Annotated in this window: 14 protein-coding genes and 8 pseudogenes; 11 read left to right on the forward strand and 11 right to left on the reverse strand. The window is 56.9% G+C overall.

Translation table 11 applies throughout. The features are described 5' to 3' along the window. Nucleotides 1-13: 13 nt before the first annotated feature. From LMTR21_RS26060 to LMTR21_RS26095, 8 genes and pseudogenes are all read left to right on the forward strand, one after another. A complete protein-coding gene (locus LMTR21_RS26060) occupies nt 14-478 on the forward strand; it encodes a phage terminase large subunit family protein (protein ID WP_065755903.1) in 465 nt (154 codons plus the stop codon). Nucleotides 479-1,490: 1,012 nt separating this feature from the next. Then, nucleotides 1,491-1,814, forward strand: a complete 324-nt coding sequence (locus tag LMTR21_RS26070) for an H-NS histone family protein (RefSeq protein ID WP_430642597.1) — start codon at nt 1,491-1,493, stop codon at nt 1,812-1,814. 112 nt (nt 1,815-1,926) lie between these two features. Next, nucleotides 1,927-2,244 carry an avidin/streptavidin family protein gene (locus LMTR21_RS41995; protein ID WP_430642598.1) on the forward strand — a complete coding sequence of 106 codons (318 nt, stop codon included), beginning with the start codon at nt 1,927-1,929 and terminating at the stop codon, nt 2,242-2,244. A gap of 1,503 nt (nt 2,245-3,747) precedes the next feature. Continuing rightward, nucleotides 3,748-3,826: pseudogene (locus tag LMTR21_RS42000) on the forward strand (IS6 family transposase); the annotation flags it as partial. A gap of 72 nt (nt 3,827-3,898) precedes the next feature. After that, a pseudogene (locus tag LMTR21_RS42005) lies at nt 3,899-4,119 on the forward strand (DDE-type integrase/transposase/recombinase); the annotation flags it as partial. Next, a pseudogene (locus LMTR21_RS26085) lies at nt 4,115-4,484 on the forward strand (IS256 family transposase); the annotation flags it as partial. The pseudogenes LMTR21_RS42005 and LMTR21_RS26085, both read left to right, overlap by 5 nt. Nucleotides 4,485-4,575: 91 nt before the next feature. Beyond that, nucleotides 4,576-5,924 (forward strand): annotated as a pseudogene (locus LMTR21_RS26090) (IS701 family transposase). Between the two features lie 112 nt (nt 5,925-6,036). Continuing rightward, nucleotides 6,037-6,760 (forward strand): annotated as a pseudogene (locus LMTR21_RS26095) (IS5 family transposase). 311 nt (nt 6,761-7,071) lie between these two features. On the opposite strand, the gene LMTR21_RS26100 reads toward LMTR21_RS26095, so the two are convergent. Beyond that, the gene (locus LMTR21_RS26100; protein ID WP_065750578.1) at nt 7,072-8,346 is read right to left on the reverse strand and encodes an IS256 family transposase; all 1,275 of its coding nucleotides are present in this window, start codon (nt 8,344-8,346) and stop codon (nt 7,072-7,074) included. Nucleotides 8,347-8,482: 136 nt separating this feature from the next. Between LMTR21_RS26100 and LMTR21_RS26105 the strand changes: the two genes are divergently transcribed. Next, nucleotides 8,483-8,953 carry a hypothetical protein gene (locus LMTR21_RS26105; protein ID WP_141688386.1) on the forward strand — a complete coding sequence of 157 codons (471 nt, stop codon included), beginning with the start codon at nt 8,483-8,485 and terminating at the stop codon, nt 8,951-8,953. 1,085 nt (nt 8,954-10,038) lie between these two features. Here the strand turns inward: LMTR21_RS26105 and LMTR21_RS41170 are convergent. The 9 genes and pseudogenes from LMTR21_RS41170 to LMTR21_RS26155 all read right to left on the reverse strand — a co-directional run. Further along, a pseudogene (locus LMTR21_RS41170) lies at nt 10,039-10,405 on the reverse strand (GNAT family protein); the annotation flags it as partial. An 83-nt stretch (nt 10,406-10,488) separates the two neighbouring features. After that, nucleotides 10,489-11,733, reverse strand: coding sequence for an ATP-grasp domain-containing protein (locus LMTR21_RS26115; RefSeq protein WP_065754112.1), 1,245 nt, complete (start codon nt 11,731-11,733; stop codon nt 10,489-10,491). A gap of 30 nt (nt 11,734-11,763) precedes the next feature. Beyond that, nucleotides 11,764-13,131, reverse strand: coding sequence for a hypothetical protein (locus LMTR21_RS26120; protein WP_141688387.1), 1,368 nt, complete (start codon nt 13,129-13,131; stop codon nt 11,764-11,766). A gap of 240 nt (nt 13,132-13,371) precedes the next feature. Further along, nucleotides 13,372-14,337 carry an agmatinase family protein gene (locus tag LMTR21_RS26125; RefSeq protein WP_082650144.1) on the reverse strand — a complete coding sequence of 322 codons (966 nt, stop codon included), beginning with the start codon at nt 14,335-14,337 and terminating at the stop codon, nt 13,372-13,374. A gap of 13 nt (nt 14,338-14,350) precedes the next feature. Then, a complete protein-coding gene (locus tag LMTR21_RS26130; RefSeq protein WP_065754114.1) occupies nt 14,351-15,520 on the reverse strand; it encodes a radical SAM protein in 1,170 nt (389 codons plus the stop codon). 137 nt (nt 15,521-15,657) lie between these two features. After that, nucleotides 15,658-15,813 (reverse strand): hypothetical protein, encoded by a 156-nt coding sequence (locus LMTR21_RS40310; protein ID WP_156435719.1) that lies wholly within the window; start codon nt 15,811-15,813, stop codon nt 15,658-15,660. Between the two features lie 767 nt (nt 15,814-16,580). After that, nucleotides 16,581-17,336, reverse strand: a complete 756-nt coding sequence (locus tag LMTR21_RS26135) for a hypothetical protein (RefSeq protein ID WP_141688388.1) — start codon at nt 17,334-17,336, stop codon at nt 16,581-16,583. 2,175 nt (nt 17,337-19,511) lie between these two features. Then, nucleotides 19,512-20,109, reverse strand: a pseudogene (gene nodS, locus LMTR21_RS26150) (nodulation methyltransferase NodS). A gap of 458 nt (nt 20,110-20,567) precedes the next feature. Continuing rightward, nucleotides 20,568-21,203 carry a NodA family N-acyltransferase gene (locus LMTR21_RS26155; protein WP_065754118.1) on the reverse strand — a complete coding sequence of 212 codons (636 nt, stop codon included), beginning with the start codon at nt 21,201-21,203 and terminating at the stop codon, nt 20,568-20,570. A 126-nt stretch (nt 21,204-21,329) separates the two neighbouring features. Between LMTR21_RS26155 and LMTR21_RS26160 the strand changes: the two genes are divergently transcribed. Continuing rightward, complete coding sequence (locus LMTR21_RS26160) at nt 21,330-21,965, forward strand: hypothetical protein (RefSeq protein ID WP_065754119.1); 636 nt, start codon at nt 21,330-21,332, stop codon at nt 21,963-21,965. Nucleotides 21,966-22,325: 360 nt separating this feature from the next. Beyond that, the gene (locus LMTR21_RS40315) at nt 22,326-22,556 is read left to right on the forward strand and encodes a hypothetical protein (RefSeq protein ID WP_065754120.1); all 231 of its coding nucleotides are present in this window, start codon (nt 22,326-22,328) and stop codon (nt 22,554-22,556) included. A 231-nt stretch (nt 22,557-22,787) separates the two neighbouring features. Here LMTR21_RS40315 and LMTR21_RS42015 read toward each other — a convergent pair. Next, a pseudogene (locus LMTR21_RS42015) lies at nt 22,788-22,928 on the reverse strand (DUF6538 domain-containing protein); the annotation flags it as partial. Nucleotides 22,929-23,256 lie beyond the last annotated feature (328 nt).

The following is a 23,256-nucleotide window of genomic DNA, read 5'->3' on the forward strand; positions in this document are numbered from 1 at the left end:
GCAAACGGCGGGCGTGCCGGGACCGCGTGATCCAAAGCTTACGCCCTATGTCATCGAGCCCGAGCGCGTTGTAGCCAGCGGCTCCTCGCGCCGTGTCATCCTCATGTTGCGCGCGCAGACCGGCAAGACCGACGCGGCGCTCGATTGCGCCGGCCAGCTGCTCGACCAGCGCCCGGGCCCTATCCTGTATGTCGGACCGAACAAGCAGTTCCTGACCGAGCAGTTTGAGCCACGCGTGATGTCGCTGCTCGGCGAGGCGCCGACGCTGACCGCGAAAGTCGCGCGTGGCAAGCGGATGACGAAAACGCGAAAGCCAGTGGCCGGCGTGCCGGCTCGTCTCGCGCATGCCGGATCATCCGCCGCGCTGAAATCCGATCCCGCCGCGCTCGCCTTCATCGATGAATACGACGAGATGAAAGGCGATGCGGACGAGCAAGGCGGCCCGTTCGGATTGGTCGAACGACGCGGCGATACCTAAGGGGCCAACCGGCTTGGAGTTTGATCCTGCGCGGCAAGTGCTGAGCGCGTCACCGCGAGAATTGCGGGAGCTGGCCGGCTTTCCAGACCGAAGCCCTATGATAGCTAAGGTCGGAGTCGAGCTGCACGCGGAGCTCGGCATAATTGATCCAGAGAAGCAAATTGATGTCCTAGTAGGCATCTAGCCGTCGCTCGTTTGGGGCGGGTAAGCAAATCTATCGCACTATATGGCAGCCAGATCTCTGCATTGACCGAACTCGCAGCCGCACCCAGCGATGAATCCGCATTTTCTGAATGGTCCGCATTTTTTGATGGGGTCAAAGCCAAACATCCAGATTTTTATGAGAAGACTACGTTTGAAGAGTGGATACGCCATCCTCTGACGGCCGGCTTGATCGAGCGATCTGGAGATCGGATTCGAATAACCGATCTTGGTCGCTAATTCTTGACTTATCTGCAGGCCACTAATCTCTCAGCGGACAAGGCTTGGTGATTTGTGATCATTCCGTCTCCCTCGTCGTGGGGGCAGGCAAGGTAAAGACGCCTGCCGAGCTTAATGGTTGAGCCCCGCCATTGGTCAGTTCGTTAAATGGACTATACGGGTAAAAACGCCACGATACTATCCTTGCGTGTGGGCCGGTTTTAGAAGTGAGGCAGAACGTCCGGACGAAGAGACAACGGCTGAAATCGCAGCAGTGCGCGCCGATCTAGGCGAACAGTTTGCCGAGCTATTTTTGCTGCAAGAAGAGCAGGTCAGACGGGCGGAAACTCTAGATCCGGAAAAGCTCCTAGCGGAATTCGAAGCTCACCGGGAGCAGACGGCGACCAAAGCTCGCCGAGTGATACATTAGCATCGTCGCCGAGCTTGGACGTGATGGAGGAACGTCGTGAAACGAGCCGAACTGGAACGGATGACTGTTGACTAGCTCTGGACGTTGCACGTTGAGGTCTCTCAACTCTTGCAGCAAAAGATCCAGCAGGAAAAACTGCGTATAGACGAGCGCCTGAGGCAGTTGGCGTCACCGAGTCGGTCATACCCGCCGGTAAAATACCAGAATCCCGATCAGCCATCAGAGACCTGGACAGGTCGAGGCAAGGAACCGCGGTGGTTGGTCGCGCAGTTGAAGCTCGGAAGCGTATCGACGACTCCAGAGCTCAGCCGCAGAGCAAGGTACGAGTCGGTGACCGCCCGGCGCAATCCAGCAGATAGCGAGCCTGATCAGCTGTGCCGTACCCAAGGCGATCCTGTTCTGTCGGAGGTGGGCGGACTCAAATGCGTATCTCTCCCATTGTGTTGTACTGGTCACGTGTTCTTCATGAAACGGATCTATAACTAAACAAGGCCAGTTGCATTTGCAGGAGAACACCTTGACCCGCTTGTTTGTGCTGCTCCTCTTCGCCCTTGTATCTCTACCGGCTCACGCGCAGTTAGCAGTCCCCTCTACGTGGGTGAATCAAAGGGGCTCCATTCTTTCGATACAGGCGATCGACGCATCAACAGGCAATTTCACGGGAACCTATGTGAACAACGCGGCTGGATTTTCTTGCCGGGGACAGCCTTACGCTATGGCGGGCAACGTCGCGGCGAACAAAATAGATTTCTACGTCAATTGGACGTCACCCACAGCTCCCAACTGCAGAACAATCACGATCTGGAATGGCCGTGTGGCTGGTGACAAAATTCCAACGCGATGGAAGCTGTACTACGTGGGATCGGACTGGAACTTTCACAAAATGACCGGCCAGGACCTCTTTACGAGGAGGTAGACTAAACCTGGTTCGAGCCAGTATAACTTATGCCTTAGTTCATCTACTGGCAAAGATCATCGGAAGCTAAAGATCGGCAGTCGCGTCAATCGAATCTCAGTTGACCACGTTGAAGCGAGCTTTCGTCGAGATCGAGAAAAGAGCAGCTCACGGGATTATCGCGTGGGCGCCAGACAGTCTTGCGCGCAATTTGATTGATGGCGGACGACTCATCTACATGCTCGATTGTGGCGTGATCCGCGATCTCAAATTTTGCAACGTACACCTTCGAGAACAACTCGCAGGGCAATGCTTCGGCGGGACGTTAGAATTTTTTGGATGCAAAACGTGCAGAGACATTCATGAGGTCTCATGAATTTTCGGGGACTGGAAGCGGACGAGACGTTAGACCTTTGCATGGCGAAGGTGCTGAGTGGGCACAGGAAATCTGGCGCGATCTGCAAGCCGAAGACGCTCAGCGCACCATACAGAATAGCAAACTTCTCCGGCAAACGATTTGAACTGGAGGCGGTGGCAAAGGAAGAGGCTTCTCGTGCTCGCCAGGCAAGTCGCGGAACCAATCGGTAGAGCGCGAGGAGACGGCGCCATGTCAGTCGCCTCTCCCTAGTGATCTCCTCTCTCCGAAGGCTTCTTTTTGGGCGTGAATCAGCACTGTTCATGCAATAAGGCAGTCCATGGAAGGTCCGCCCGACGGACCGGCCGGCAAAACGGTCACGCGCTCGCGGATAGAAATAGCCCGTCGGTCGCGCTGATGCTGCGGCGTTGAGGCAACGTCACCGGCGGTAGTATGGCGGCAATCATGGTGATAACCGTCATAAATATACGATCAAAGCGTGCTAAGCAATTCGATCCACGCATTGCTGCTGCTCGGAGTGGAGCGCAATGTTTTTTGTTTGGTGATTTATCGAGATGGATGTTCGCACATGGCCTACGACACTGCTACGGTTCACATGCTCCGCAACGTCCTTGATGAAGTGCTTGCTAGCTCCACGTTCATCGGGCAGAAGCAGCGCTCTGCGCTGGAGATCGCGGAGCGCATTCTTTGGCTTGCTCACAGGGAGAGCGGGAGGCTGCAACGATCAAACAGCACTTGCTGCAGCAGTTTTTGGCGAGCGATAGCTATAGCGTAAAAGCTGAGAAGGCCGCCTCGATGGCAAGCACGGCCCCGCATTTGTCTTCGGGGATAAGCCATTGGGGATTCTAGTGACCCCCATGATCAGCGGCGCAATGTCGTGCGCATCGACTGCTTTGCCTGCGATTGACCTGAAGCCCTTGCCAGGTTGTCTCCTCGTAACGAGGCTCTATAGCTTGCATGAGAGTGTTCAAGGTGGCGAAAGACCTGCTTGATAGTTGAGGTCCGGTGAAGCTTTCGATTACCCACATTTAGCCGAGTGCGTCGGCAAGGCGCAGCCCCAGATCTACATATAGCGGACGCTCGCCGAGATTCGTCAAGTCGCCACCGTCACGTTACGGAATGGAGCGGCCGAGAGATAGATGACCGGCATGCCGACCGCCCGGGCCCTCTTTATCGCCGCGAACGCTCGCACCGAAAGTCAGCTATGCCGTTTGGTTGTATTTCCGGATTCACTTAGCTTGCGCATGCTGGCGGGGCGTGGCGTTGCGGGAACCGTCGCCACTCGGGAAGGAAATTCGGCAGCCGTTCTCCGATCGGATCCGCCAGCGCGCCCCCGCTCGCCGCGACAAACGGCATTTGGACGAAGTCGTTATCGCGATCGGGCGAACAACATTGGCTCTGACGCGCTGTCGACCAGAATGGCTTCGTTCTAGAGGTCTTGATCCTGCGCCCAAAGAAACTCGCGCGCTGCGCAGCGGCTGATGAAGCTATTGAGATCCGCTGGCACGCCGCCGGGCGTACAAGGCTGAGAAATTGATCCGCAATCTCGCGCGTCGACTGGACCTGCAATGGCCCGGCGTAGCGGCGAGCTTCCTCGAAGGCCTCGATGAAATCCTGACTGTCGTCCGAAGGAGCTTCGTCGATTGCTCGCCTGTACCAAGACCGCCGAGAACATGATGGGCACCATTCGCGTCACATGCAAGTCAAACGCTGGCAGGATGCCGGTATGGCCTTGTGATGGGTCGCGGCCGGCATGATCGAGGCCAACAAGGGCTTCCGACGATTGAAGGCGCATAAGCAATTGTTGGTTCTGCGTGCGGCTCTTCAAGCTCACCACAATCGCATGACGATCAACCCCGTTGCCCACGTTACGAGTGCGGCGTAAGTTCATTCTGGCAACGTCGGCCCGACCTAGCACTACTTTGGCAGATTGTTAGGTTTGGCGCGCTTATCAGGATTCCCGAATCGATTTTTCAATGATTCATGGGTGGTCGGCTCTTGGAGGGCTGACCATGGTGGGATGGGAAGACGAGCTCGAACACTGGCTGAGGCCATTCCAGGATCGGTTGGGTAATAAGACCCGGCAGCGGATGTGTCCGCTTTACGTTGCGGGATTGATCGGTCCTGGTGATCGCAAAAGCGTTCAGCCGATGGCGGAACGCCTTGCGACGGGAAACTATGATCAGTTGCACCATTTCATCGCCGATGGTGTCTGGGACGCGGCACCGCTGGAATCGGAACTGCTCAACCAGGCTGACCGGCTTGTCGGCGGCAAGGATGCGGTGCTGGTTATTGACGATACCGCGATGCCGAAGAAGGGCGAGCGCTCGGTTGGTGTCGCGGCTCAATATGCATCGTCTCTTGGCAAAACGGCAAATTGTCAAACCTTAGTGTCGCTGACACTTGCGCGCTGCGAGGTGCCGGTGATGATCGCATTGCGTCTCTTCCTGCCCGAGAGCTGGACAAGCGACGCCCTCGTTTGAAGCGCGCCGGCGTACCGGTCGAATACCGGACGCCACGATCCAAGCCGGAGATCGCTTTGGCCGAGATCGATCGCGCAATGGCAGTCGGCGTGCGCTTCGGTTGTGTGCTGGCGGATGCAGGATACGGCCTCAGCGCGCCGTTTCGACAAGGTCTCACGACACGCGGGCTGGCATGGGCCGTTGGCATCCCTCGTCACCTCAAGGTGTATCCGGTCGGTGTGCAGCTCATTTGGCCGATTACCAAAGTTCGAGGGAAGCCACGTAAGCGCCACGTGCCAGATATTCTATCGATCGCGGCCGAAGATATGCTGGCCAGCGCCAAGTGGAAAACTGTGAGTTGGCGCAGCGGGACCAAAGGTCGGCTGAAAGCCCGATTTGCTGCTGTCCGTGTACGCACCGCCGACGGACCTCCTCAGCGAATATGGGATAAGGGTCAACAGCATCTGCCAGGCGACGAAGCCTGGCTCATCGGCGAGCAACGCACCTCCGGGGAGAAGAAATACTATCTCGCCAGCCTGCCCGCCGCGACGGATCTGCGCACACTAGCCGCCACCATCAAGGCACGATGGATTTGCGAGCAGGCGCATCAGCAGTTGAAAGAGGAACTCGGGCTTGATCACTTCGAGGGACGATCCTGGCAAGGTCTTCATCGTCACGCGCTGATGACCATGATCGCCTACGCCTTCTTGCAACATCGTCGCCTCACACAAGTGGGGCGGAAAAAAAAGAATCAACGGACCACCGCCTCAGCCTAGCCTGCCGGCCGTACGCCACGCGATCGTCGATCTCATACTTCGACCGCTATCTCAGCAATGCCCACACTGCAGAAGACGAAGCCGTGAAAAACAGTACCGTCAGTAAATCTGCCAAAGTAGTGCTAAGCTGTGTACTCAATTTTCTCTAGCGGATCGGCGCGGACCATGATTCAAGCTACCAAGCATTGGGGGCGGGATCATGCGCTACGACCTGACCGATTTCGAGTGGAGTGTTATTGAACTTCTTCTGCCTATGGATCGCCGTGGGCCGAAGCCAAAGGACAACCGGAAAGTTTCTCGATACTGCGCGCGGGTGCGCCGTGGCGCGACCTGCCTGAGCGATACGGGCCTTATACGACCGCCTATAATTGCTTCAACCGCTAGCGCAAGGCAGGCACCTGGGACCGGCTGATGGATGCCGTCATCAAGGCACACGATGGCAAGGTGCAGATGATCGACAGTTCGATCGCGCGTGTGCATCAGCATGCGCTCCGGGGTGAAAAAAGAGTGGAGATCGTTGTGTGGGCCGAAGCCGAGGTGGACTCACCACGAAAATCCACGCGCGCGTCGACGCGAAAGGCCGTCCGGTCCGCCTGATCATCACGCCCGGCGGGGCCCACGACGTGACCTGCGCCGAAGCCTTGCTCGATGGACTTGAGGCGCGCGCCGTCGTCATCGCCGACAAAGGTTATGATGCCGATCGCGTTCGCGCACATATCCGTCATCAAGATGCAATTCCGAACATTCCAAACAAATCCAACCGGAAAAAGAAGTTTCGGTGGAAGAAAGCCATCTATTGCGGGCGCAACCACGTCGAACGCTTCTTTAATAAGCTGAAGCAGTTCCGCCGCATCGCTACCCGCTACGACAAGCTGGGACCCAGGTTCTTCGCTTTCATTCAGCTCGCCTCCGTGCGACTTTGACTTCGATCAATTGAGTCCACACCCTAGTTCAACAGCGATTGGGACATCCATCACTTCGGGGCGGCGCCCTCGCTCGGGCACGTGCAAACGTGGTTAACACATGCTTAACGAGATCGAATAGCGAGCCCTACCAGATAAGATAGGTGACCGGTACGACATGGAGACGTAGCAGTTCGCCGAAACTGGCCGTGAGATCGATATCGACTAGTCAATTTGCTTGGGGCTCCGGCGCTTCCCGGCCTGCGGGCGCGATACGGGAGATGTCCCGATCGCTGTTGAACTACGTCGGACCGGCGTTGGCGGAATGAATGTTACGCGGCTCTCGTGACGTGGGCAACGGGCTTGATCGTCATGCGATCGTGGTGAGCTTGAAGGGCCGCACGCAGAACCGACAATTGCTTATGCGCCTTCAATCGTCGGAAGCCCTTGTTGGCCTCGATCATGCCGGCCGCGACCCATCGCAAGGCCATGCCGGCATCCCGCCAGCGTTTGACGTTGCGCGTGACGCGGCGAATGGTACCCATCATGTTCTCGGCGATGTTGGTACAGGCGAGCGATCGACGCAGCTCCTTCGGCAGCTTCAACCGGACGACAGTCAGGATTTCGTCGAGGCCTTCGAGAATGCTGGCCGCTACGCCGGGCCATTGCTGGTCGAGTCGACGCGCGAGATTGCGGATCAATTTTTCAGCCTTGTCGGCATCATCGAGCTCCCAGGCCTGGCGCAGCACCCGACGGGTGGCCGCATGATGCTCTTTCGGCAGGCGTTCCGTGATGTTGCGCGCCTTGTGGATCTGACAGCGCTGGATCGCGGCGGCCGAACCGAAGGTGCGGCGGATCGCCTTCGACAACGCTTTCGCGCCGTCGACGATGAACAGTCTTGGCACCGTCGGGGCGAGCCCGCGGGAGACCAGGTTGTCCAGCAGGGCTTGAACCGTTGCGGCGTTCTCGGTTGCCCCTTCCACCAGCGCCAGCGGATGCTTGTTGCCTTCACCGTCGACCCCGATCGCGGCGACCAGCACGAGATCGTCGCCGAGATGCAGCCCGTCGATTTGAACCACCAGAAGGTCGAGCGCGGACAGATCGGCAGCCATGAAGTCGGCCAGCCGCGCCGCCGACAGCGCCACAAACCTCCGCGAGGCCGCCGACTTCGAAACCCCCGATCCGGGCGGTGCCGGCACATCACCCTCGGGCAGCCGGACAGCGCGGCCGAACCGGCGCGTCGATACATTGATCAGCATCAGGTTCATCGCCCAGCGACCAAGCCAGTCCTCCTCCGCCGCCGTTTCCCAGCTCGGGATCGTGACCTCGCGGCCGTCCAGGCCCCGGACCCGCGGGCGCTCGACCTCGATCTTGCCGCCGTGGAAGCCGATCCGTCCCCGCGTTCGGCCCCAACGGTGCGCCCGCCGCGCCGCGTCGCGACCGTGGCGCGGCCCGCAGGCCGCCGTGACATCCGCCTCCATCATCGTGCCGAGCGCCTCGATCCCTGCCGCAAGGCAGAACCGATCGAAGCTCGCCCGCACTTCTGCAAACGCTTCGTCCACAGCCCCGGTCGCCGGCGAACCAGCCGGTGTGATATCTCTCGTCATGGCGTTGCTCTCCTTTGTGGAATCAGCACCCCGAGCCTACCGGCTCAAGGGGGGCAACGCCGACCTCTTCAGAAATTCAACAGAACCCCGGGACATCCCCCGCGATACGCTCTGATGACTTTTGAAGGAACTGCAAATGAACCGAACCATCGCAATTCTGCTCGTGCTCGTCGCGCGGCCGGTGTACGGCGAGGAGGCCAAGCTACCGCAAGACTCTTCCGAACTGCATCGCATCTGCGCGGAGTGGTTGCCGAACTCTAACGATGCGCCACGTGTGTGCTTTGTTGCACTTAATATGGAGCGCGCGGCGCGCAAACCGGCCGTTCGTACTGACGACGACGAGACGCTAAAGGCACGCGTCGCGCTGTCCTACATCGATTGCGATGGAGATTTTACCGTACGGAATGGTCGCTTGGGCCTCTATATCGACGGACGCTTCGTCTCCGACAACATCTCGGGAACGTACTTGGGGGCTGTTCACGTGTGGGGGGGAGAGGAAATGCGCTACACGCTGGTGTTTGATGACGATCTATCACACGCGACGCTTGGGGCCGCAAGCGGCGGCACGAGCCACGCCAAGTGCGCCCCGCGGCTAGCGTCGCCATAGCGGCGCGTTTGAATCACGATTAGCCCGGGCTGAGAATCGCGTGGGTGAGTGCGGCATCAACGATCCTGACTCCTACGCGTCGTGCGCCGTGACGTGGGAAAAGGGCCCGCGCTCGCGTCTTGCGTCTACAACAGCGACTTCGTCAAGCGCAATTTCGCACAGCAGCTTCCCGGGATTCTCACGCTCGGCGAGCCGCGATGGCAGCAAGCAGTCAGCCAGCGGTTCGGCCACAGATTTGCCAGCGCACTCCGAACGCGAACAAGCGGCGACAAAGAATGTCACGCGCGACGCAAGCGCTCCCTGATTGTCGCTGATTGGATCGACGGCGTGCCAAGTGCCTATATTGAGTCAAGGTTCACGGTTAACCCGGTCGCCTCCGTCGGCCATGGTGACATCCGCGGCATGCAGTCCCGGATCGCCGGGCGGAACGTCAAAAGATCAACTCTGCGGATATTTCTGGGTTAACGAAAAAATGCGGGGAGACAAAAAATCGCGCTCCGCGGGCACGGAGCGGACGTGACGTCGAACCCACCCTCTGTGCGTTCCAGACGATCGTCATCACCATTCCAGGAGATCGTGATCGCTATTTCCAGCGGATCGTGATCGGAGGCAGCGAGCCGGACACTCCGACAGTCTGCGACCCAAGGTAGCTTGGTCTTTTGCCCGACAGCAGAGGATCGGGATGGCGACAGAGACTGTCCATGCGGCGCCTGGAGGCAGCAGACGCTAGCCGACGGATATCGGTGGTCTTCAAGGTATATGCGCGAGCAAGTTGCGGGCCTTCAACTGCATCCAGAGTCGTTGGCGAACTTCACATTGTTCCTTGAGGGGCAGGTATGACATGTTGAAGGTCGTGGTACCCTCTGAGCTCGCTGATCGTAGGTGAGCAGCGCACCACTCCGTACGTAGCAATCCTTTCCGGGAGATATCGAATGCCCGCGACCACAGGCGAAGACGAGAAACGCGAACGGCGGATGTTGGATCGTTTGAAACACAGCCATCATCTGCGGTAAGATAAGCAATCCGCCAAGTGTGAGATAGGGCGCCAGGCTTCCCTTCGGGACCAGGACGTTACGGCCGAGTGGTCCGAAACCGAACGGAACGGCCAGTTCCCGCGGTGCTGAGCACATGACGCGAACTGAATGGCCAATTCCAAGTCGCTCAATATCTGGACGCCCCCTACAGTTCAGCGACCAGTAAATCAGTCTCTCCAACTTCAATAATGCGGCGCAGCGCGCCGATATGAGCCGCGACACTGCGATCGTCGTAGGCGATTGCACGAAGCTAAGGCCTCGCACCGGACCAACCGCGACCGCCTTCAAATGGCTTCGCATTGAATGCTCCGGTCGGCCCGTAAATGTTTCGGAAGAAGTCGGAGAGTTCGGTATGGTCGGCAAACGTCAACGGACTCTCCCAACGCAGCCTCCACTGCACTCGCGAGAATGCTTGCAGTGCCTGTGCGTTCCGCGCTCTTAATTCGGAAACCGTGCGCCCAGTACCCCCGGCTCACGGCAATGTTGCATCCCGAAACGACACTAGATCGAATCTATATGCAGCCTTGTGCGCTGGAATGCCGCTATCACTCGGTCGTGAGCCTCAGTCGCTGTACGGCCAATCGATAGAATCTCTGCAACGTAGTCTCGGTTACTGCTCGGTGGATGTACATACTCTCCTGGTTTAGCGATCGGAGAAACCGTCGTAATTCCCGGCATGCGCAGAAGTTCACCAACATTCTCTATGCCGCGAAAAATGCCAGGAACATCTGCAAACAAGAAATGAATTGCAGCGCCGCTGTTTCGCATAGGAGCCCAATTAGGATTCTTACCTAATGCCGCATCCAGAACGGCACGCACTGCACTCCGACCGGTTGCCATCTCGATAAGATGGCTGCCGATCTTGCCACCTGCGAGCCTGGGATTAATTTCGATGACGCGTGTTTCGTTGCCGCTCACCCGGCATTCGGTGTGCGCGGCGCCGTGATCGATGTTTAAAGCGGCTAGCGCCCGCCGAGTCGCTGCTATCGCCGCCATTGCCTCTGCACCCAGATATGGAAAACTATGTCCCGCTTCAATGAAGTGATTGCGATCGATGCCGACCATCTCTTTACTGGCAACACCTATGATTTGGCAGCGGCCGCCTGGATATTGGATCGTTTCGACGCTAAACTCAGTACCCGAACAATAGGCCTCAAGGAGGACCCCCCTCGGCATTAGTTGGTCAGCAGCATTACGCGACCAAGCCAGCGCAATCTCTATATACTCCTCAAGCTCGCGTTGATTGTTGATACGCCTTACGCCGTAGCCATCATTTTCCTCCTGAGGTTTGATCACGAGCGGGAAGCCGAGCTGGGCCGCGCCGCAAATGGCATCGTCTCGACTCTGTGCCAGAAAGAACGGCACATTGTACTCGGCTGCATGCTCTGCTAGAGCTATTCGCATGCGGTGTTTGTTCCGGGCTGAGAGCGCGGCCTCATAGCTGAGCCCTGGGAGGTTCAATAGCCTAGCAGCCAGCGCCGCTTGAGGAACGTACATATCCGCTGTTGTGGTGACGGCAGCCACATCGAAAGATTGGCTCTGTTGCCGTGCTGTGTTCGAGACCTCTATTGGGTTATTCGTGTCGCAGACCAAAATCTTATCGACGAATGACAGAATTTCGGGCCCATACCTTCCCGGCTCGCGCGTGAGCAGAACAATATGTAAGCCGTCGGCACGCGCCAGCTGATTGGCGCATGCTCCCGCTCCCGTCGTGCTCGCCTCAACGAATATAATCGCGCGGCCCATGTTCCCTCTGCAAGACTTGGGAATGCGGCTCTACTCATCCAGTTTCGGATCGATGAAGAACGTGTGATACCGCAGCGTAACAAACTGCGGCGCTAGAGCCGCAGCCACCAAAGTCAGGCGGCCCCTGAGGGTCAGCCGCGCAGTTGGGATTGATATGATGCCGCCCGTACGAGGCCACGGTACTGCCGTGAAATCCGGTATCCGGTGGAAGAAGATAGCTCCTTCCGCGAACTCCGGTAGTTGCGATAGGTTAATCGTGAAGCGGTCTTCGCTTAAGCGCGAGAGGAAAGTGTGCGGTGGGCATTCTACGCCGATGTGTTCCTTAGTGGTGCCACATCGATCACACTCTTCCCGTTCGATAGGCAGCAAGTGTGAGGCCAACGGCTGATAGCACGTGACGTAACTTACTCCGCCACAACGCTCGCAAATAGCTCGAACCGTATCTCCCCGGCAACAATGGGCTGCGTATCGCAGCTGAATCCATCCTTCTTTGCGGATAAAACGGGTAAGGATCTCGAATAGCTCGGCGCGCATCTTGGCTAATTTTTCAATTAGGTCTTGAACAGCTAGGCTCAGCTCGTTAGCCGGAAGCGCTCCAACTCGCGTGGCATGGGCAATACATCCGGCGCGGCTCGTCAGAAGCGTTACGCGTATATAGGACCCGGTCACCAGTTGGTTCTCAGGCATCCAATGCAAAAGGGTGTCTGCAAACTGTTCAAGCCAGGCAACGTTGCTAACAAGATCACAAACACCGGCGGGCGCAGTGCTGGCAGACGCCACAGTTGGAGGGCGAACCTGAGATGAACTCAAGTTGGCAGGATAACTAATACAGGGGTCTCCCAAAAGTTGGAAAGCGCAGCCTCTCTGCTCCAACGCGTCCGCCTGTAAATTCAGATTGTTCACGATATGGCCGAGCGGCTGTCCTGCAAGCAAGGCCCGGGCAAAGGCTTCACCGTATTGGGGCAGTATATGCAAATTTCTGAAACTGCCGATTACTACAGAGCCAGCTGCGAACAGTGTTCTGGCCAGCGAATATTGTTGCGGGACACAGGAATCACCAAGTCGCATGGACGAACAACAGTTCAGAAACACCGCTGCTCCCAGTTGAAAGCACGGTTGAATAACGGGGCCGCTTAAAAATGTCGTTTTGAACGTACTTAGCCATTTCGATCCAAACTGGACGCAATATTCCGCCCCGTGACCGGTAAGAGCCGTCCCAGTGGGGCGTGGCCGTTTGTCATCAGTTAGATGTGCTAGGAACTCGTCGATAACGAATTCCGCCGTGCCATCTCTCCGATATTCTCTAGCTACTTCTCCAGCGAGTAACTCACAAACCGAACCGTTACCATCGATCGTGTAACTTTGATCCAAATAGTGATCGTCAGATGCCAAATACAACCCGCAGCCTCGTGTTGAATCTTGACAGGCCCATTCAGCCAAAGATCTAGACGTAGCAACGGTAAGCTGCAGCCATGTTCCGCAAAAGGTGAGCGAAGACGCTTGGCATGATGCCAAGAACGTCTCTAAGGCAATGGCGTCCGGAATGACCGTCAACGGGCGCCTAGGAAATCGCCGGGCTGCGAATTCGGCAGTTTGTGAGGAAGCCAGAATGAGATGTTCGGCCATAGTGCAACGAGCTCAGTCAGTAGCCGTCCGCAGGCGGTTTGCCTCTCTTCGAACTACGCCAGCCATAAAGTTAAGGGCGATCTGCGCCGCTAGCTTGGATGTCATCTCGTCCCGGTCCAGCGGCGGACTTACCTCCGTAATGTCGAGAGCAAGCAAATGCGCTCTGGCAGCAATTTCAAACACTACGTCCAGTACTTCGTAAGCTAGAAATCCGCCTGGATTTGGAACGCTCGTTCCCGGTGCATGAGCCTGGTCTACAGCATCAATGTCTACCGACAAATACACTCCATCCGCTCCCTCGCTGACATGCTTGAGAGCGGCGCCAACAGCGGCCTCCCACCCCATTTTTCGGATATCGTAAGGTGTCAGGACAAGCATTCCGTTTGTTTCTGCCAACCGCATATACTCTTCTGAATAAATCGGAGCGTTGATCCCGAGCTGAGCAACGTTGTGATAATCGATGACGTCGGAAATGGTTCTCATCCAGTGACCCGAATGCTCTTTTCCTGGAACGGGTAGCCGCATATCGAAGTGCGCATCGAGAACAATCAGTCCTAGCTTTCCATCACTCAACCGATCCAACACACCCCTGATTGCAGGATCAGTGATGGAATGATCCCCACCTAGAATGATCGGCCGAACGCATCTTGGCAGGCTGGAAACAGCTCCTCGGATGCTCCCATAGGTCTGCTCTAGGGAATGCACGACATCTATGGGTTTGCACCGTACCAAGGTGGCGTCGGAGAGCGAAACTCGCTTGTCGACGCAATAGGTACTACTGGCATCAAGCGCTTGCAAAATCTTTTCGGGCCCAAAACGACAGCCCGGGCGATGGCTGACTGCATAATCAAACGGGACGCTAATGAAGGCAAATGCCGGCTCATGGCGCACCTGCGTCGCGTCGGTCGTCCAACGATCCCGAATCCAAGGCACTGTCGAATCGACTACGACAGGTAGGTGGTCGCGCGAGAAACTCATGAAGGACCGTTCATCATGCCTTTGAAGCGAGGATCGCTGCCTTCCGAAACTGCTTGAGGCCACGATTCACCACCTCATCTTCTCCATGGCTCGCTTCAAAGTTCCGATAGAATTCCAGCTTACGTTCCAAGCCAGATGAGCTTACGGTATCCCACACTCGCTCCCGCAAGAGACAGAAACCGTCCTGCACCGGTTCACGGATGTGCCTCGCAAAAGTTGCGTTCCAAATCGTTTGAAGGCTGTCGCACTTGGTATGACCGAGAAAACGCCCCAAGCCGTTGCAATCGTACACCTCTCCGAAGAGGTTCACGAACAGCCCAACATTGACTTGTCGGCAGCGGTAACCGCCAGTCATGGGTCGAGACGGACGATACGAGAGACCGAATTCCTCCTCGTCAATCTTTCGTATCATGTTGTTGATATGATCAGCACGCGTTCTCTCGATAAGCACTGAAGATCGATCTGCTCGCCCCTCAGGAATCAATGGCACTATATAGTTGTGAACGTTGTTGAGACGGCACCAACGATGAAGAGACGCGACCTCAGCAAAATCCTCGTTAAACTGCGGCGTGACCACCGCATCGATCGCTACTCGCGTTGGAATTGATCGGTTGAATCCCCGCTTGAGCAACGTCTGCAAGGCAGCATTGGATTTGGCGCCGTATCCTCGCGCCCCCGCCATCTTATCCTGGATGGCCACATCGTGGGAATTGTGCTTAATGAACACCGTTGCTCTCAGCTGAAATAAGCGCTCTACGGCCGCGCCATCTAAATGGTATCCGCTGGTGAACACTACGGGAGTCATGCCGTGCTGTTGCACGCTCTCGACGATTTGCCAAAACTCGCGATCGGCCATCGGCTCCCCTGCGCCTGGGAATTCTACTGTTGTGGCTCCCATCGCATGCGCCTGTGCGATCAAATCAAGTCGTTCAGCAGTGCTTAATTCAACGCGATTAGGCATGTCGCTATGTCGATCAGAGGTACGATCGCAATAGAAGCATTTTAGTTCGCATTCGCCAGTCAAGTCTATATCGAGATGCAGCAGGCGGTTATGCAAGCGCGCGTCTTCGACTAGATCCCGCGCGTAATCGGTACCTGCAGCCCAGAGGTTTTCAAGTCGCTCTCGCGCAGCCAGGATATGAGGAAGTCGTCGAGCAACGATATCAGCGCCAACAGATGACATGCTCCCTCACAGAAGGTCCAAATGAATAGCTAGTCGGTAGTCAATAAAAACACCCGTTGATAAATCGACAAAAATATACCTAAGGCTGAGCCTCACCGCCCAGCCTTAGGGTGGGACCGAATGAATTCACATGCGATCTAGACTTGGACAGCGGCGAGCAACTGTGCGATTCGCGTCAGTTTCTCGTTCACGACAGCAAGCTGCGTTGCTTTTTGAGCCTCGGCGACTTCGCGAATTGCTTCCTTGAGGGCTTCGGCTTCCTGGCCCTGTCCATACGTCGGCTGCTGCGTCATGCTCGTCTCCTTGACTCGAGTGTTAAGTAATACGTCTCCACGCTAAAGCTTATCAAGCTGCCGCCAATGTCTGCGTACCGCCAATCCCGACGTGAGTGTCGGACTGCACCGAAGCGAGTCTGCTAGCGCTACTGGGACGCGCATTTTCGCGAAACGCTCATTCGCCAAACGCTCATTCGCCAAACGCTCACAAGATTTCGACAAACGCTCACAAGATGTTTGTGCCACAGACAAATCGTGCTGTCGCCTCCTTGTTTTGGTAGGATGCAAGTCCAGGTCTCGATCCTTCAGCGCTACCTTCGCTCAGGGAGGCTCTCGCGCCGCGGGCATTGGTCGGGGTCACTCGATGAGGGTGGAATGGGCTTATTTCAAGAACAGCTCCGAAGATGTGGCTGAGTTCCTAGTGCAGCGAATCGAGCAAGGCATTGCCCAACCCGGTAATGAATGTCGATTTGGATTTTCTATAGCTTGAAGACAAGTGGACCCGCACCGCTCCGGCGGCCCGTTTCCAAAGTAGACAGCGGGTAGCGACTTGGCCTGCAGGTCCGATTTCAGCTCTTCTTCCTAGTACCCGGCAGCTCAAAGAGAACGCCAATCACTTCGAGCAGCTCCGACGACTCGGGAAATGGCTGAGTGGTTCAAGGCTTAGCAGTTCCGGGGCTGTCGTGCCGTCAGGATTAAGACTCTCCAGGACCGCGAATGGTTGTTTGACCTGAAGACGTTTGAAGTAGCGCCCGCCCGTCTTATCGATTGCGACGACAAGCCGCTTATCTATCGAGTTGACGAATAGCAGGCGGGCCGGCAGGGCCGGACGCGTTATGAGAACTGCCCCTCCATCGCGATAGGCTCAGCGCTTCTACCCTTGACCTCGAGGAACCTGGCATCTTTGAGCAGTGACTGCACCAACCCGAACTCCGGGACGGCCGCGAGCTCACGGCCTGCAACTTTTGCAGGCACAGGCACGGCATGGTCTGCGAAAAGCGTGCCGACGTTTTGCGCCGGACTAGCTTTTCTCTTGGCGCGAGTACCGGAAGCGGCAGTTCAGGTGGCTCCAGTGCTTGGCCGGTCAGGACGACCATGTCGGGATGCGTGTCCGAATCATCGTAGCGCCGAGCCAACAGGTGGTCGCCGAAGGCCGCGACGACGAGACTGTGACGGGTCATTAGAGCATAGTTGCTCACGATCAGGAGATCGCCCAAGCCCGCTACCGGATCAAGCGTGCCGGCGGCGAGCTGGTAGACCTCATGGTTACGCAATATGACGGGCTTTCTGGATTGCCATTCCTCAATCATCAGTGCGCCGTCTCCGACACGGCCGTCGCTCCTGGCTGCGGCGGCAATGCCCGTATTCGCAAGTGGAAGTGCCTTGACTGCACCGGCATGGCTCGGAGGAAAATCGGCTACGGTCTTCTCCCAAGTGAACACGCGCGGATCGCCGGTATATGCCGTGAACTTCTCGTGCACGTGAAAGGCCTTGTGAAGTTGTTTGCTAAGTTTGGTGTCCCAAAACGTCTTCACATCCATCGCCTGCCGCGCTTGACTTGAGGCCAGAGCGTGGGCGTGACGTGCCGGTTAGACGCATCCATTCGGGTATGCGCTATCCGAGGCGATCAGTATCCAGCAGTTGTTTTCTGAGACTGGGTGCTCATCGCAACTCCATCTTGTTCAAGATGGCTCAGATCTATCCCGCATTCTCGCTTGTGATTACCGCAGTCTCGAAGATTTGCAGCGCGCTGCCTCGGCTGATCGCTGCCATTAACCTTCGCAACGAATTTGGCTTTGGTAGAATCAAACTTCTCTTGGGCAAGCGCCTTCTTTCGGGCGCGTGCGTCGCTCTTCTTACCCATCTGGGACGAATAATATTCGTGCACGGCACGCCTGCGCGATAATTGCATTGGAAGCTTGCCCGATAGGCGTATGCCGGGAGCGTCGAGCCAGGGGCCTCTTGATGCGTGAGATTACTGAGCCAGTGCGCGGTGTTATCTCCGTAGAAATCAAGTACCTTGTTGACGGTCTCGCGTTCGTCAGGTGTGAGTTGGCCGCTATCCGCTTCCCCGAAAAGCGATGCATCAACCTTGAACCTGCCGCGATGACGCGCGTACAGCTCCGTCAATACGGGGCCGTTCGCGCAGGCCCTGAAATCGCTGGACAATAGGTGCTGCTCATCCAAACGAAGCTCCAAGCTTGAGAGTTCTGGAGCTTCATCGCTGACAGTTCGCCAGCGCGCTCAGTTATGTACTTGGCCACATCGAAGACCGCTGCCATCACCCAGACCCCGGATTTGAACCCCGTTATTAGAGGCATGTTAACGTTCCTGCAACGTTCCCGTTCCGAACGCCATTTGGCTGAATTTTCCGGGTCTTTTTGCTTCCCGACTCAGCGACTCAGGCGTTATCGGAGCCGGAGGCAGCGCGGACGTGACTCGCCGCCTTGAGTGAGCGAGAACCCACGCTGTCCCTACCACGCCAGCGCTGCCACCGAAGTTAGCGGCGATGACTCGGCGCTCGCGTATTGACCATGAAAGCGCTGTCCTACCGCACGTCGCAAACTTGGTGGCCAGCCTTCGCCCTTGAATTAGCAAGGCTCACCACCTCGCCCTTCGGGACTTGCGGTGGTGCGTAATCCTCGGGGTGCCGCCAAGTTATATCGCGGAGAAGGACTCCAGGGCACCTACCAGGATTGGTGGCCGCCTTGATCGACTGCCTTCATCTAAGCTGCTTGCAGATTTAGGGGAGACTCGAATGGCCAAACGCGCACGCATTCGTTGCACCAACAAGACGAACAGAAAGAACACTCACGAAAGAATCACACATGTCGGCGGACTAAACCCCGACGGAACGCTGTGGAAGCGATCCATCGTGAGGCTATCAAAGATATCAAGATCGACGAATGGAAGTTCTATGTCGAAGAAAACGGCCGCAGGGTTGATGTGGTGTGGGCACAAGTACATCAAGACGACGGCCCGCCTCTGAGGCCGCAGCTCGCAAGCTTGGACAACTACGGGCGCTCATCTCAGCCGCGTAGAACGACCCTGACCATCTCCCGGCCCTGATGCAGACAAGCCGGGGCTACGGCCGTGGTGATGCGAGCTCGGCGTGAGCACGTTTACTGACTATTCTGCGGCGATTTCTCGCTCGATTGTATCTTCAGCTCTGTGCATGCCTGACGCAAGTTTATCAACCAGCCATAGCGGTTTTCACCGCGGCGTCTTTTACACCCTCGAACGCGAAAGCATCGACCGCTGGAATTACTCATTCTCGTTCGACAATAAAGTAAAGTCCGGTACGGTCCAAACGAGGCTTGGCCTCCTCGCAGTCCGACGCGTTCGGACGCTCATTGACCGAGCACTGAAAAACGGCTGAGAGGCGGAGCGCGCCAGATGCACCACGCTCTGCCGCGATCGGCGCCGGCTGAGGGCCCGCTCCGCCCTTGCGGCAGAACGAACGACACCAGGCCGGGAGAAAGGACCCTGGGCTGGGGCCGCACCGGCTATGAGTTAGATATGGTGCCGACATTTGCGACCCGTAACCGGCCGCAAGCTCCGCTCTGGAACAGATTCTGCGGCCGGTGCCATGACGTTCCGCTCGATCGGCGCGGCAGGCAAATTCATAGCACAAAGGCCGGCCAGCGTCCTCGTGTCAGAAATTGTGCCCCGTTTCATTCTGATGGACTTTTTGCTCAGGAGGCAAGTGCTAACGATCAATGCGGCTTCCGAAAGCAGGCGATCAAGCAGTCTTCGTTAGCCGACTGACCTTGGCACTGAACCCGCTCGACTTCGACTAGCGATTTCTTCAACATGGCGATGCAAGTCTCTGCTCCAGCGGCATGGCCACGGCTGCAAGTGGCATTCACGGGCTGACCCAAAAACCAGCTGTCCATCTGATGCCAGCATCTGCACCAACTTGCGAATGATCGCACTCATCTCGACCGTGTTCTCAAGATAGTAAAGGAGTTCGGCCACTACGATCAAATCAAACGGCTTGGTGGTCGAAAACTGCTGAACGTCCGAAACCATCCAGTTTATGTGCGACCACTCTTTTGTGCGCAGGCGAGCTCTACCAATCGCTTGCGGCATAACGTCGATGACTGTGAGCCACTTGCAGTGAGGTGCTAGTACTTCCGTAAAAGCGCCGGCCGCGCACCCGACCTCGAGGGCGTGTGAAATCGCGCCTTGCGAAAGCGATAGCCTGAGCATTTGCGAGTGACGCTCGCGCTCGAATGGATTCCCGTTGAGCCCCCACGGATCATCGGAGGCCAGTTCCTGTTGTAGTGATTGATACTTGTTGTCTGGAGTCATGAATTCCCGACCTACGTCTACGGAAGAATGCACAGTTGGCCCGCGCCGATGCGCTGCCAGATGTGATCGGCCTCAAACAACCACGCGACATCTCCGCGCCATTGTTGTTGAGTGCCCCCTCCCCCGGGCCGGAGACCAGTCTCCGCGGCCTACCAAATTGAAGTGCATTCCCTGGCGTGTTGAGCACTTCGTCAGCCCAATTCCCATACGGCGCACGCATGTGTGCCGTAACGAAGCGTAGTTTGCCATGCCGATGGCCGCTCGCCGTTAGGAGTTCATGTTCCACTTCTGCTAGGTGGATCTGGTAGGTTCGGGTGATTCATCATGTGATTTGCGATTTCGTGCCCTTCTGTGCCCATCCACTGGATCAGCTCCGGCCCTTCGCGGCGTACCACCGGTCCGGCAGATAACACTATCCGCCGGAGCCATTGGCGCTTCGGACACGTAGGTCAGGTGTGTCACAGTTCTGGTCCGTTCCGGTCTATCATCGTACCGTTCGGCCATTCGCCCATCGGTCGGGCAATTGGCAAAACCAAGACGAGTACGTCCTCATCAACCCGAGTGGGCGGCAAGTTCAGATACACATCCGGATGGGTGGATTTCACGCGAACTCCTATCAGAATATTCCCCAAGCCCTGCCGGCCGAGCAACCTTGTGATATGTTTCTGAAGCTCCGGTCGGACTGAGCCGAAACCGAACGGAACGTCGAGTTCCCGCAGTGCTGGGTACATGACGCGAATGGAATGGCTGATTCCAAGTCCCTCAAGATCTGGACGCACCCCGTACAAGCCGAGTTCAGCGACCAGTAAATCAGTCTTTCCAACTTTTATAAAGCGGCGCAGCGCGCCGATGTGAGCCGCGACACCGCGATCGTCGTAGGCGATTGCACGGAGCTCGGGCCTCGCACCGGCCCAACTGCGAGCGCCTTCAAATGACTTCGTATTGAATGCTCCGGTCGGCCCGTAAGTGTTTCGGAAGAAGTCGGAGAGTTCGGTATGGTCGGCAAGCGTCAACTGACTCTCCCAGCGCAGCCTCCACTGCACTCGTGGGTGCGTCGCTCCTTCCCCTGCAGGATCGGACACCGTGGTACTCAATTGCGCCTCCTACGCCTTGACCGGCGTTCACCGACTGCATACGCCAATCGCGTTTCGTCGCGACCTAAGGCGATTTTATGAGAGCAATTCAATTCTACTCAGGTAATTAGCCAATACACGCAGGGATTGGAAAGCTATACCGAGGTTTTCGGCACTATCCTGAATCTTTCGCAAATGTGGAACGGCCCGCGATACAAGGACATTTTCAGTCGATTTCACACATGGCGTGCGCGGCAACGAAGGAGTTACTTTGCGCTGCAATTGACTGACAAATGGTGGATCTGGGCAATGGACGCCCAGCTCGACGACACTGTTGATCAGCCGCAGAAGGACTACTTTGATCAGATAGCCGAGTGCATGGAGAAGGATTCAAGAGTCATACTTTGTGGTCCCGAGCCTGGGTGGCTCTACACGCTGCAACAGAGCTCGAAATCCTTTGGCGTGGTCGACAACATCGCGTGGAGCGCGGCCAGGCATCACATGAAAGTGCCCATCGTTCTTTCGGGAGATACCCACTATTACAGCCGCTATGCCGGTGACGACGGGGTGACACAATTCATCACTTCGGGCGGCGGTGGCGCATTCCTCCACGGTACGCACTGGCTCAAAGATAAGGTCGAATTGGAAGAGAAGCTGGGCAATGCTTATTGGCTCGGCGGCAGGGTGAAGTCGCTTAAGCGCCGATCCAAGGTACCCATCGACGGACAGGGTCTCTCTCCTTCAGCGCCGCTCGCAGTATTAATCGGTCCTCCTCGTCCGTGAAGCTCCGCTTTTTCTCCCCCTGCTTGGCACGAACATCAATAGTGACCTTTTCGGCTACATTTTCAGCAAGAAGCTGTTTCTGAACTCCCCATTGCAGTATCGCACGCACGGGTGCGAGCTTTGCATCTCGAACCGTTTTTGGCCTCAATCCGGCTTCGACCATGGAGGACTTCCACCTAAGCAAATCGTCTGCAGTCAACGCAGACGCGTTCTCGTTCCTAAGAAACGAGGCCAAGTGTGCTTGATTAGCCTCTGCCACTCGTAAACTGTTTTCAGGGCTGGGCGTCGCTCACCGGTCCATCCTTCGACCAATTTGGAGAAAGAAACCGTTTCTCGGCTTGATGCGGGCGACGCTCTCTGATGTATCGCGAACGGTGTAATGGCTTCGAATGGTTCGCCATCTGCCAGCCGTTTCAATCGAAGGCTCGCCCGCTGAATTACTCGCGCAATGCACCGGGCAAGCAAATGACAACCAGTCTCATCGAGCTGCAAACCGCGAGCTTCAGAAAGCTCGGATGCACCCTGAAGGCACCATTGTTCCATCTGCCTAACATCGAAGTAGCCCTCCGCAGCCAAGGGCCTATCGAGTGAACTTAGGTCGCCATCTTTGATCACGGGCAGTGGTGCGAGTACCCTGTCGCCGAATTCAGTCTTCCACGTCTTTTGGGCGCTCGGATTATCTCGATGCTGAGCAATCCACCAGTCGCCAAGCGGTAAAGCCAGATCAAATGCCTCTCTTTCGCTGAGAGCCTTTGGAGGCGATCTCAAGTTTGACCACCTCAGCTCGACGTCGGCTAGAGCTGCAGCATGGAGACCTTTGGCAGCCGCCGGATCGCGCGTACCCAAGCTCCGTTTCTCTTCGCGCTTGCCGGCAACACGTAGCAGATCATCTGGCACGCGCTTTCGCAGCCAATAGATGCCTGTCTCTGGGTGCTTCCAGGGACGAGCCATTGCAAGGGGCATGTGTACCACCCGTGTGTGCCAATCGGGTAGCCCCAAGTGCTTGATTTCACTGAATAGCTCTGGATATCAGTCGCTTAGTAGCGACGTGGTGCCCAGGGGCGGGCCAAACAGGTCGGAGCGCAATCCATCAAACCAAACAATGCAGAAGCGGAGCTCACTATGGTGGTCGCGTTGTCGTGGCGATGTTGGATGAAATCTATTCGGCCGCGGCAGCGGGCTTTACTTACCGGAACGATATGGGCTGTGCACGACCGCCTACAATCGGGTCAACCTGTGATCAAGGCCGCTATCGCGGCGATCGGCCCGATTCGATCCTGTCGTCAAGGCC

This window comes from Bradyrhizobium paxllaeri (genome assembly GCF_001693515.2).
Classification (GTDB): Bacteria; Pseudomonadota; Alphaproteobacteria; order Rhizobiales; family Xanthobacteraceae; genus Bradyrhizobium; species Bradyrhizobium paxllaeri.